Below are 11,875 nucleotides of genomic sequence, written 5' to 3'. Positions count from 1 at the left end.
GCTTGATATGGAAAACGGACGTCTGGATGCTTCGATCAACGACCTGTTAAACCAGCTTGAGTATAATAAAACCCATCCAAACGTAAAAATTGTCGGCGAGCCTTTCACCAAAGCATCCCTGGGAATTGCCGTTAAGAAGGGTGATAAGGACATGATCGAACTGGTTAATTCCGTGCTGAAAGAAATGAAGCAAAACGGCGAAGCCGATAAATTGTATCAAAAATGGTTAATCGGCAGCAAAGAATCTTGATCGGAAATTGGAGAAAGGAAGTGAGGGCGTGAACTTAGATTATTCCATTATACTAAACAAGCTTCCTTTTTTAATTGAAGGTTGCTGGGTTACACTGGAAATTTCTTTGTATGCTTTGTTGTTAGGGATGGCCTTCGGCATATGCGGGGCGCTCTGCCGAATCTCCAGCAATCGTTTTCTTTCAAGTATAGCCTTTTTATATGTATGGATCATTCGCGGCACGCCGGTGATGGTTCAATTGTTTATCTTGTATTTTGGCCTGCCTCAGCTTGGGATAAAACTGTCAAGTATGACGGCCGGTGTAATTGGGCTTGCAGTCAATACCGGTGCATATATTACTGAAATTATCCGTGCCGGTATCCAGGCAATTGACAAAGGACAGCTGGAAGCAGCTTTATCACTGGGAATGAAACGCCGGCAGGCTATGGTCAGAATTATCGGACCGCAGGCGATCAAAATTTGTATTCCTCCTTTGGTAAACCAGTTCATTATGACACTGAAAAATTCATCGATTGCATCTCTGGTCACGATTACAGAATTATTCCGTACCGGCGAGCAGCTGATTTACACTACCTTCCGCAGTTTTGAAGTATATACTGTTATTGCCGTTCTTTATTTAATTATGAATTCGGTATTTATGGTGATTGCCGATAAACTGGAAAAAAGGATGGAATAACGATGAGCCATATTGTTGAAATGCATAATATTTGTAAGTCCTTTGGTCAGGTTGAAGTATTAAAAAATTTTAACCTTGATCTTTGCGAAGGAGAAAAGGTTGTTGTTATTGGACCCAGCGGTTCCGGTAAAAGTACGGTACTTCGCTGCATTAACCGTCTGGAACCGATCCAGTCGGGGAAAATTTTTTTCGAAGGTCAGGAACTGACGGCTCAAACCGATTTAAGTGTACTGCGGATAAAAATAGGTATGGTATTTCAGCGTTTTAATCTTTTTCCGCATAAAACTGTACTGGAAAATGTTATTGAAGCGCCGGTTGTTGTGAAGGGGATGGCTAAGAATGAAGCACAGCAGGAGGCAATTGGCTTATTAGGACGAGTAGGCCTGGCTGATAAGCGGGATAGTTATCCTAAAGAATTGTCAGGCGGACAGCAGCAACGGGTGGCAATCGCCAGAGCGCTGGCGATGAATCCCCAAATTATGCTATTCGACGAACCGACTTCGGCCTTGGACCCTGAATTGGTCGGAGAGGTGCTGCTGGTTATGAAGCGATTGGCAGAAGATGGTATGACGATGATCGTGGTCACCCATGAAATGGGATTTGCCCGCGAAGTAGCCGATCAAGTAATTTTTATGGACCAGGGAAGTATTATCGAATCGGGAGCACCGCAGGATATTTTTGAAAATGCGCAGCAGGAACGAACGAAAACTTTTCTTAAAAGGATTCGCTATTGAGGGGAGAGTCAAGGATACACTGTGCTTAGTATAGCGTAAATTCTCCGCTTTAGCGGGACAATCCGCTTCATTGGACATAAAAAATTCCCCTAGGAAGACAAGCTGTTATCCAGCCGTCTCCCTGGGGAATTTTTTTTATGTAAAGGGGCTTTTCGAAATACACACGCTGTGAATAAAATCTGTCTTAGGTGGCAATAATGCTCATGTACATGATTGGTAGGGAAAATATTGGGAGGTACAATACATGATTATCAACAAAGTAGAAATTTGCGGCGTTAACACGGCAAAACTCCCGGTTCTTTCTGCTAATAAAATGCGTGAATTGTTTGAGATTATGCAAAACGGCGAAGTTTCGGTCCGCGAAAAATTAATCTACGGAAATCTTCGTCTGGTACTAAGTGTGATTCAACGGTTTAATAATCGCGGCGAGTATGTAGATGATTTGTTTCAGGTTGGGTGTATTGGGCTGATGAAGGCCATTGATAATTTTGATTTATCTCAGAATGTAAAATTTTCTACCTATGCCGTACCGATGATAATCGGTGAGATCAGGCGATATCTACGGGATAATAATCCGATCCGGGTTAGCCGCTCCATGCGGGATGTTGCATATAAAGCATTGCAAGTGCGGGATTCCTTGGTTAGTAAATATTCACGCGAACCTTCCATTAATGAAATAGCTGATGAATTAAAGATACAGCGGGAAGAAATTATCTTTGCTCTTGATGCAATCCAGGAACCAATTTCTCTGTTTGAACCGATTTATCATGACGGCGGTGATCCAATTTTCGTTATGGATCAAATAAGCGATGATAAAAATATGGACTTTAATTGGTTGGAAGGAGTAGCCATAAAAGAGGCCCTTAGACGTTTGAGTGATCGCGAAAAGCATATTTTGACATTGCGCTTTTTTGAAGGGAAAACACAAATGGAAGTGGCCGAGGAAATCGGCATCTCGCAAGCCCAGGTTTCTCGTTTAGAGAAAGCGGCATTAGGGCATATGCGGAAATATGTATAATCAATCATTGTTAAAGTTTGTAACTTTTCGAGAGGCGATGAAGTTGAATGAAGGGAAGATTTACACGAACCTGTTTTCTGTTGGGAGCAGCGATATTTATTATCCTGGGATGGGCGTTATTCTTGCAGCATCATGCGCAACTTCAGCCTGTTACCTGCGGCTCCAATCAGCTGATTCGGCTGCATGTACTGGCCAACAGCGACAGCCCGGAGGATCAGCAATTGAAGTTGCAGGTGCGTGATGCAATCATTGCATATCTGGCACCATATTTAGAAAATGTAACAGATGCTTCATTGGCGCGTCAGATTGTTAAAGATCATCAGGCTGACATGACCAACGTTGCCAGACATGTTTTGGCAGGCCAGGGAGCCGATTATCCGGTAGCCGTCCAATTGGGTATGTTTGATTTCCCAATTAAATCCTATGGCAGTTTGGTTTTGCCGGCAGGAAAGTACGAGGCGGTGCGTGTTCTAATCGGACGGGCGGAGGGGAAAAACTGGTGGTGTGTATTATTCCCTCCCTTATGTTTCATTGATGTAACTCACGCTGCGGCTTTGCCGATTGAATTGGTTGGTGATCAAACTGTTGAGGCAACAGAAACTATGGGGTTTCGCTGGAAAATAGCTGAAATTTTTAGGCAAAGTAATTTGCAGCAATAATCGTTAAGCACATATATCCCTTGTCCTTCATATAATGTATGGAAAAAGATAGGGGGGCGGATATATGCTAAAGACGTCTGACCTGAACAGATCAGATATGCAATCAGCAATGCAAGGCAATTATTCCTTAAACCAGAACGCAAAACTATCTCCTTGCCGGACCGCATGAATCTGGTAAGGAAAATGGATTAGTATATTTCTTTTTTCCTCATAGGTTTTAGCATTTAAAATATCAGCCGGGAGAATGCCCGGTTGTTTAATTTTTTCTTGAATGTTATTTAGCTGCGACAAATTGGAGATAATAGCATCAAGATGCTTTCTTATAGCCTGCAGCTCTTTTTCTGCAGATATATCATCGATTAAGTTTTGCGAATACCATTTTGTTATATCCATTCGTTTCTTTTCGAGTTCGGCTCGGGCTTTATGCAATTTTTCTATTTCTTGGGAATAATTAGGACGCGCTTGCTTTCGTAAATAATCATTAAGTGATTTTTCACCTTTTGCTATTTTTAATAATACGTCCCATACGGCTTCCTCTAAATCATCAACCGGTATCCGGCGGCACTGGCATATGTCCCCGTTAATTGCATAATTATTTGATTCTTTCGAGATACAGGAATAATAGTAATACATCTTACCCGAGCCGATTTTACGCTTTCCTATCCTCCCGTAGGCGGTCATTGATCGGCCACATAACGCACAATATAAAATTCCTCGCAGTAAATAATCCCGTTTTGAATTTCGCTTTGCCAGTTTTTTATTTCGTTGAATTTGTTCCTGCGCTAAATCCCATGTTTCGCGGGATACAATTGCCGGTACTTCTATCGGTATCCAAAATTCCTTTGGATTATTTTTTATTTCACGGCTGTTTTGGCCTGTTTTATGTACCTTCTGTTTGAATAGGTAGTGAGTACCGTAGTACATTTCTTTTCTTAAAATGCGGCTAACTGTGGGGACAGAGAGGGGCTTTCCTTTTCGGCCGATTACTCCCCTGCTCATTAGCTCAAGAGCCAATGTCCGGGCACCCATTTTCTCCTTGATGCATAAGTTATAAATTAACCGGACAATTTCGGCTTCTCGCTCATTAATAATATACATGCTGTTATCTTTATCCCAGCTAAAGCCAAAAGGGTGGGTGTTAATTACGATTTTCCCTCTGTTTGCTTTTGCCCGGCGTCCGCGGGAAGTACGTTCACGTATTTTTTCTTTCTCATAAGCGGATATTGCGCCACGCATGCTGAAAAATAACCGTCCCTCCGGGCTGGCGTCATAATCACCGGTAACGAAGGTTAGTTTTGCTCCCGACTTTTCAATTTCATCCGCAATGATTAACTGGTTGGTGAGGTTGCGGCTTAACCGGTCAGGATCGTAAATGGCAATATTTTTTATAGTACCGGCTTGCAGGTCATTTCTTAGCTGTTCAAGTGCTGGCCTTTCCAAATATTCGCCGCTATATCCGTCATCTATGTACTCGTTTATATCTGTAAGCCCCATAGCCACAAGGTGACTGCGGCAAGACTGCTTCTGGTCATCCAAGGAGTAGCCTTTCGTTGCTTGTTCATCGGTCGATACACGGCAATATATGGCGTTCATAAGTTCCTCCAGAGAATAATCATGAGACCTTATATATGATTGGGGTTGGTTACAAGCAGTTATTGCCAAGACATTTATGTTTCAATTGGTCTTTTTACAAGAGGTCACGGTTTATACCGTGGCCTTTCTTATTTATATTCTTTTAAGTATCCGCTGGATTTATATTGTTCAAATTTCCAGGGTGGAAAAACAAATGGCTTCGCGCAAAGGCATTACCACTACTAGCAATGGACCTGGGGTGAGTAATTTTAGTCTGGTGCCACGTTTTAGCCTTTTCTAATTGTAATCGATTTGTTTTTTTTTATTAAGGGGGTAATGAGCACTAAGACAATACCGATTCCTATTACAACGACTCCCCATTCGACTTGAATGGAATTTATAAATTGATCAATACCTTGTATTTGGCCGGATAACTCGCGTGATAACTGCATTTTAATTTTTCTTAGTGCTTGATAAATATTATAAAAAGTGAACGTTACCATGGCTAAGGAAGAAATTCCCGTAAAATAGAGCAGATTATACCGCTTGAGCAAGACCGCTACCAGGGAGATCATTCCAAAGGTTAGCAGCAGAATTCCATCGCCGTGACCATGATGGAAATAGCTTATCTGCCCAACGCTTGGAAGTTTGAGGATAGGGGAGAAGGGGCCTGCAATTAATAAAATTGAGCCAATTAGTCCAGTAATTCGTTTTATTTGCAATTATAATCAACCTTTCTGAATCAAAAACTAGCAATTTGTTGAGCGATGAGAAGAAAGCGGGGATCGTTTAGGCTTAGTAAGTCTATCATATGGATACAAGTAACCAAGTTATTGAATAGTTGAATCACATAGTATCGAACTTAACGTCTAAATTACATTCGCTGTAGCGAAGCAATAAACCTTTCTCAATATGTAAATTTATTACAATAATAACAAAATTGCTCAAGTAAAAGGGAATATCACAAGCGTAATGCGTTCTGGCTATTTGTTTCCAAATTTAAGCTTCCGAGTGGTAATCCGGAAGCTTAAATTTTAACAACCTTGCGCAGTTACGTGGAATGCAACTCTACTTATTATCGATATTCCTGCTGATTACCATGCAAGCGGACAACCAGTATCTGCATATAAATTACCGGGGGTGGTGATGTGAGAAAGAAATGTGAAGGGGTTTTTCGGGGGTTTGTTGATAAAGAAGGTAAGGAATATCCACCTGACAAGCTTCCTGAACGTGTAAAAAAAAACGCTGCTCATGCATTTATTCAGGAGTATATCAAGAAACAGCAACAAGCCGGCTAATCCGGCTGCGATAGAAGTGGACAAGCGGAGGAGTGAGAATGCCACACAAAAAGAAACGCTGATAACAGGCAGGTCGAAATCTTGTAAGCACATCCGGCCAGTTCGCTTATGGGCTGAATTTGCAACAAGAAATTAGGCCAGCATAAGCCGGCCTAATAAGGATGAGAAGAGGAAGTAATTCATGTGCAATATTAGTATTGACCAGTTGGTTTAAATTTAAACAAAGTAAAAGGCCGCCAGAATGGTAGCGGCCTAGAATGAAGGCTGTTTCCTGTATGGATCAGGAAACATTCTTATCATACCACATTTGGGAATGAATTTGGTTTACATAAATTCGATATACAAAAAGTCAAATTTGGTATACGGTGTGACAATAGGTTCAAAGAACGATTTATTATACAGCCCTGTTTTTATTATTTTGTTTTGCGACCAGATACAGCACATTTGCCAATGCTGCCGCTGGTATACTTAGCTGCCCATTAACCTATCTCCTCGTATAATAAGTTTTGTAAGCAGATACCAGCCTTACTTACAAAGCTTATTTTTTATTTTAGTTACTTAATTTTGGAACTCCTGATGCTACAATAGATTCTGGTGATCTGTAGCAAAGGTTACGTCTTTTTTCTCCTTCAGCGCCTTTCGGCGACTGCTTGAAAAGCATGACGCCTGCCTTATTCGTCAGATGCCGCTTACACAGATGTTGCGTCCCTGGGCGAAAGTGTTTCTACCAGCAACTTATTCTTTCACAGGTGAATGTTAATTAGCGAGGGTGCGGTCAGCGTTTAAGATCAGGATATTCCTTTTCTACTCTTCCTACTCTTAGCCGGAAAGGTGGTGTATTTCTTATGAAGAAGGCGGATCTTCTTTCTACTTTGTTCGTCGGGATTGACATTAGCTCCCGGGAAAACGTGGTCGCTCTCCTCGATTTTGAATCGTCGAAGCCGCTCATCTCTTTCTCTGTTGCTAATAATCAGCCCGGCGCTGTGGAACTGGCTCAAAAGCTTGCAGATTTCCTCGGCTTTCATACTGACCTTACCAGGCTCATGATTGCTTTGGAGTCAACTTCTTTCTATGGCACTCATATTGCCAATTATCTTTCTTCCTGCCCGCTTTTGATGCCTTTCCATACAGCTGTTTATTGTGTGAACCCTAAAATGGTTGCCAACTACAAGAAATCTTTCATTGATCTCGGCAAGAACGACTACATTGATGCATTCGTCATTGCTGATTTCGCCAGAGTTGGCAGAATCACCGTTAAGCCTTGGCGTGGCAGCCAGTTTCTCGCTTTACAGCGTTTAACCCGCCATCGCCTGCATCTGGCTAAATCCTTGACTCGGGAGAAAGCTTATATGCTTTCTAATATCTTTCTCAAATTCAGCGAATTTTCACTGCTTGATGAGGAGGAACAGCCTTTTTCCAATTGCTTCGGTGCTACGGCTTCTTCGGTGCTTACCGATTTTCTCTCTACGGAAGAGATCGCTGATATGCCGATGGAAGCACTAATTGGCTACATCTGTGAAAAAGGGCACAACCGCTTCCCCGATCCCAAGAAAACAGCTTTGCTTCTGCAACAGGCAGCCCGTAACTCCTACCGTTTGGATAAATGTTTGTATGAGCCGTTAACCATCTCCATTGCTTCGTCCTTCAACCTCATTTCAACGTATACAACTGAAATGAAGGCTGTGAATAAAGCCATCGAGAAAACGCTCAAGGGTCTTGATCCCAATGCTTACCAAAGCCTTTTATCCATTCCGGGGATTGGGCCTGTCATGGCTGCCGGCATTCTTGCTGAGATTGGCTATATTGATGCCTTTAAATCTCAGGATGCCCTTGCCAAGTATGCTGGTCTTGTCTGGCGTGAAAACCAATCTGGCAACTTTACGTCAGATAATACGAAGCTTTCAAAGGCTGGAAATGCTTATCTCAGATACTATCTGATTGAGGCAGTTAGCCATGTAAAGAACTATTGCGGCGAATTTGCCGCTTTCTACCAGAAAAAGTATGATGAGGCAAAAACTCATCAGCATAAACGTGCACTCGCGCTTACAGCTCGTAAATTTGTTCGGCTGATTTTTGGATTGCTGGCCAAGCATCAGCTTTACTCTCAAAGTGGAGTAAGCCAAGCTTAACATTCCCATATATTACCTTTTCTTTTCGGCTATGGAAAAGGCTTATTAAGTATACGCTCTTTTCAGAATTCGTTTACAATTCTTTATTTTTTCGGGCTTGACATATTACCAGATTGCTTTGATTTGGCAGTCATCCTTAGACAGTTTATTAAGTTGATCCATAGTTTGATAAGGGGCTGTTGTCCACGCGCTTTTTTCTTCATCATAAATAACACGACCAAAGCGGGAATCAACGGTTGAATGGCAATCTTGAGCGTGGGGCGTAAAAGCAATTTTCATTTTGTTTCCTTCTTTGATTGGTCAATTATCGCCAGACGATTTAACAAGTTGATCCATAGTTCGATAAGGGGCTGTTTTACATCCTCATTTGACGGCATTTCCATTACGGTTTTTCCGTCTTGGACAGCATGGCGGAAGATATCGCTATAGGGAAGTTGTCCAGCTACTGCAATAGCGTTTTGTTGGCACCAGGCAATTAAGTTTCGGGTATTTTCCGGATGCAGATTACTTTTATTGATACAGACTGTGAGCGGTAAGTTGAAATGAGACACCAAGTCGACTAGCCGTGTCAGATCATGAATGCCGGTGATCGAAGGTTCAACAACGGCCAGCGCCAGATCCGCACCGGACAAGGCAGCAATTGCCGGACAGCCAATACCAGGGGGGCCGTCAGTAATAATAAGAGAAATTTGTTCGGCGGCAGCAATTTTTTTGGCCTCCTGCCGTACTTTATTGACGAGCTTGCCGGAATTTTCAACGGAGAGACCAAGCTCGGCGTGAACTAAACGTCCTAAGCGGGTGTCGGATATAAACCATTGGCCTGCCTTCTTATTTTGCATTTGGATGGCTTGTGCCGGGCAGTTAAATGAGCAAACGCCACAGCCTTCACAATTGAAGGGAGAAGTCAGCACGCCGTTAGTAATTGCTCCGAAGCGGCAGAGGTCGGTACATTTGCCGCAAGCGGTGCAGCGACTTTTATCAATATGCGGTTCAAATCCGGCGGTAAATTCATGGGATTCATTAAGGACAGCGCCGCTAATTAAATGAAGGTTAGCGGCATCGACATCGCAGTCGACAAGAATTTTATGCAGCGCAATAAAAGCGAGGGCGGCGCTGATGCTGGTTTTACCCGTTCCGCCTTTGCCGCTGACAATGACTAATTCTTTCATTCTAGTGCCTCTCTTTCGCTTTGATTTTTTGTAAAATCATATGCGCTGTCTCTTTAAATTTGTCAGAAATGATTCCGGCGGCATATTGCTTAGCGAAGGAAAGACTATGAGGAATTTTGGCCAGAAGCGGAATTTGACGGTTTCGGCAAAAAGCTTCGATGTTCTTATCGCCCTCGCCGCCGTCGCTTTTATTAATAACTACTCCTGTTGGTATCTGAAGCAGACGGGTAATATTCATGGCAAGTTCTAAATCATGTCGGCCAAAAGGAGTTGGTTCGGTTACGAGCACACAATAGTCGCTGCCTTTTACGGCTGCTACCATGGAGCATGACGTTCCAGGCGGACAGTCCAGAAGTAAATCTCCAGTATGCTTGGCAAGTTCCTGTTTCATTTTTTTGATGAGAGGTACAGCACTGGGCGTACCAATTTTCAGCTTTCCGCTTACTAGGCGGATACCAGGGTGCCTTGCCGACTTTCCAATAGAAAGTGTGCCAATGGCTTTTTTCTGCTCACTAATGGCCTGTTGTTTGCATGCCAGAAGACAGCCGCCGCAACTGTGGCATAATTCATCAAATAGCAAGGCAGTTTTACCGCCAACGGCAATGGCATTAAACAGGCAAACAGCTGAGCAGTCGCCGCAGCCATTGCATAAACTAAGATTAATGTGTGGAATTGTTGTAGAGATTTCCTGTTCCGGTTCGTCATATTCGGGCTGTAAGAACAAGTGGCAGTTAGGCTCTTCTACATCGCAGTCGACCACGGTGATGTTGGAATGAGCAGCGGCGAGCAGCAGGGCTAAGGTAGTTTTACCGGTTCCGCCTTTGCCACTGGCAATGCTGATTTGCATAAGGGCTCCTCCTTTTGCTTCGATACGAAAAAGAATGGCTCTTCGTTATACAATCTTATGAGATTCAATCGTTTTTGTTTTGTCGTGGGTATAACGAAGAGCCGGATCGTATTGACTACTACGATTATTCGGATTTACGGTCTTGCTTGGCTAGTTTGCGCAGATTGGCTGCCTGCGATTCTAAACGGTCTGCCTGTGCTTCCAAATTTTCTGGAGCAGCCGGAGTATTTCCGAAGAAACCGCCTTGCATGCCATTGCCAAAACCGAAGCCGCCTTGCATGCCACGACCAAAACCAAAGCCGCCGCTAAATCCTGTTTGTCGGCAGCCGCCTCGTCCGCGACCGATAGGGCCATTGCCCAAAGGTCCTGTTCCATCTCCTCTTGGCATAGATATCACCTCCTTTTACTAATGAACTATATTTCATAATAAGGTTAAAAAATATAAAAGTTATGAACTATATTTCATAATAAATATAGTTCATTTATTATGAAATGTCAAGAAAAGAATATAGTTTAATTCAAATGATAGCAACATTATTTTCTTTTCTGTATCTCGATTGCGTTTGGTGCATAGAGGATGGCTAACTTGCCGAACTGAAAGGCAGAGAGGATCTCCTTAACAGTGCTATTTGTTTCTCTTGACGAAAAAATGGTAATGTTCTGGGATTGCAAGAGTCTAAAGGCTCTTACACCGATGTAACCCGTGATAAGAACTTTTATACCATTTTCTGAGAGAATTTTTGCCCGATAGACGGGATCTGAATCTCGTGCATTAACCAGATTTGACCAAGTATCTTTTATTTGATCATAGAGAATGAAATATTCCGCAAGGTTAAAACGAGAGTCTATTTTTGCCAAATGGGTATTGCCATGGGCTGTAACGGCAATTTTCATGGCTTATTTCTCGCTTCCCTGTTTTAGTCCGTTAATCCAAGCCGCTTATTGCGCCAATAGCCGGAGTAAATAGCACCAAGGGGATTATGGCTTAGTAGACGATCTTTGGCTACAAGTGTCGATACAGGCGCTGTTGAATGACGATTGAAAATCATATCATGTCCCACGCAAAGACCCACGGCGAAGTTTAATTCAGTACCTGCGTCATTAAGGACTTTAGCTTGTATTGCCGGATTGCACATTGCTTCATAGCGATCTTTTTTGATTTGTTTAAGATTGAACTGATGTTTGTCAAATCCGCAGACTTTGCAGCACACGGAATGTACGGTGAAAAACTTTTGAAAGTATTGCACGATATAGTTGGCTTCGTTGGCCAAACCATGGCAAAAAGCTACGCCAATAGAAGTACAGCCGATTTCTTGAGCAAATTTTACGCTTTCTTCCAGACGCGACAACTGCATATAATAGTTTCCTTCAATTTTGGCTGCTGCTGTCATGAGCTGGCGATCGGTTGTATCATAGACTGCTTTGATTTCGTCAGGCTGCAGGCCGGGACAATTTTGTCCGGTGTAGCAATTTTTTTGTTTACATAGTGCACATTGCATCATACCATCTCCCAATAAGTGAAT

Annotated in this window: 15 protein-coding genes; 7 read left to right on the top strand and 8 right to left on the bottom strand. The window is 42.7% G+C overall.

Going from position 1 to position 11,875, the window contains the following annotated elements; all coding sequences use genetic code 11:
• From ABFC84_07815 to spoIIR, 5 genes are all read left to right on the top strand, one after another.
• Positions 1-250 (top strand): transporter substrate-binding domain-containing protein (locus tag ABFC84_07815; GenBank protein MEN6412655.1); only part of this gene is annotated, 250 nt, incomplete at its 5' end.
• A gap of 28 nt (positions 251-278) precedes the next feature.
• Complete coding sequence (locus tag ABFC84_07810) at positions 279-926, top strand: amino acid ABC transporter permease (GenBank protein ID MEN6412654.1); 648 nt, start codon at positions 279-281, stop codon at positions 924-926.
• An 11-nt stretch (positions 927-937) separates the two neighbouring features.
• Positions 938-1,660 carry an amino acid ABC transporter ATP-binding protein gene (locus tag ABFC84_07805; GenBank protein ID MEN6412653.1) on the top strand — a complete coding sequence of 241 codons (723 nt, stop codon included), beginning with the start codon at positions 938-940 and terminating at the stop codon, positions 1,658-1,660.
• Positions 1,661-1,904: 244 nt separating this feature from the next.
• Positions 1,905-2,678: an RNA polymerase sporulation sigma factor SigG gene (sigG, locus tag ABFC84_07800; GenBank protein ID MEN6412652.1), complete on the top strand. Its 774-nt coding sequence runs from the start codon at positions 1,905-1,907 to the stop codon at positions 2,676-2,678.
• A gap of 47 nt (positions 2,679-2,725) precedes the next feature.
• Complete coding sequence (gene spoIIR / locus ABFC84_07795) at positions 2,726-3,337, top strand: stage II sporulation protein R (protein ID MEN6412651.1); 612 nt, start codon at positions 2,726-2,728, stop codon at positions 3,335-3,337.
• 120 nt (positions 3,338-3,457) lie between these two features.
• Here spoIIR and ABFC84_07790 read toward each other — a convergent pair whose 3' ends face one another.
• Both ABFC84_07790 and ABFC84_07785 read right to left on the bottom strand, forming a co-directional pair.
• Entirely contained in the window at positions 3,458-4,930 is a 1,473-nt protein-coding gene (locus ABFC84_07790) for a recombinase family protein (GenBank protein MEN6412650.1), read from the bottom strand.
• 266 nt (positions 4,931-5,196) lie between these two features.
• On the bottom strand, positions 5,197-5,631 hold the full coding sequence (locus ABFC84_07785; protein MEN6412649.1) for a hypothetical protein: 435 nt from the start codon (positions 5,629-5,631) through the stop codon (positions 5,197-5,199).
• Positions 5,632-6,057: 426 nt separating this feature from the next.
• Between ABFC84_07785 and ABFC84_07780 the strand changes: the two genes are divergently transcribed.
• A complete protein-coding gene (locus tag ABFC84_07780) occupies positions 6,058-6,207 on the top strand; it encodes a hypothetical protein (GenBank protein MEN6412648.1) in 150 nt (49 codons plus the stop codon).
• Positions 6,208-7,052: 845 nt separating this feature from the next.
• Entirely contained in the window at positions 7,053-8,336 is a 1,284-nt protein-coding gene (locus ABFC84_07775; GenBank protein ID MEN6412647.1) for an IS110 family transposase, read from the top strand.
• A gap of 105 nt (positions 8,337-8,441) precedes the next feature.
• Here ABFC84_07775 and ABFC84_07770 read toward each other — a convergent pair whose 3' ends face one another.
• From ABFC84_07770 to ABFC84_07745, 6 genes are all read right to left on the bottom strand, one after another.
• Entirely contained in the window at positions 8,442-8,615 is a 174-nt protein-coding gene (locus ABFC84_07770; protein ID MEN6412646.1) for a hypothetical protein, read from the bottom strand.
• Positions 8,612-9,505 carry an ATP-binding protein gene (locus ABFC84_07765; protein MEN6412645.1) on the bottom strand — a complete coding sequence of 298 codons (894 nt, stop codon included), beginning with the start codon at positions 9,503-9,505 and terminating at the stop codon, positions 8,612-8,614. The genes ABFC84_07770 and ABFC84_07765 overlap by 4 nt, the downstream gene beginning before the upstream one ends.
• A gap of 1 nt (position 9,506) precedes the next feature.
• The gene (locus ABFC84_07760) at positions 9,507-10,352 is read right to left on the bottom strand and encodes an ATP-binding protein (GenBank protein MEN6412644.1); all 846 of its coding nucleotides are present in this window, start codon (positions 10,350-10,352) and stop codon (positions 9,507-9,509) included.
• A gap of 124 nt (positions 10,353-10,476) precedes the next feature.
• A complete protein-coding gene (locus ABFC84_07755; protein ID MEN6412643.1) occupies positions 10,477-10,740 on the bottom strand; it encodes a DUF5320 domain-containing protein in 264 nt (87 codons plus the stop codon).
• Between the two features lie 146 nt (positions 10,741-10,886).
• On the bottom strand, positions 10,887-11,246 hold the full coding sequence (locus tag ABFC84_07750; GenBank protein MEN6412642.1) for a NifB/NifX family molybdenum-iron cluster-binding protein: 360 nt from the start codon (positions 11,244-11,246) through the stop codon (positions 10,887-10,889).
• A 23-nt stretch (positions 11,247-11,269) separates the two neighbouring features.
• Positions 11,270-11,851 carry a DUF1847 domain-containing protein gene (locus tag ABFC84_07745; protein ID MEN6412641.1) on the bottom strand — a complete coding sequence of 194 codons (582 nt, stop codon included), beginning with the start codon at positions 11,849-11,851 and terminating at the stop codon, positions 11,270-11,272.
• Positions 11,852-11,875 lie beyond the last annotated feature (24 nt).

The sequence above is a fragment of the Veillonellales bacterium genome, assembly GCA_039680175.1.
Taxonomy (GTDB): Bacteria; Bacillota; Negativicutes; order JAAYSF01; family JAAYSF01; genus JBDKTO01.
This window is presented reverse-complemented; position numbering and strand designations above follow the sequence as displayed.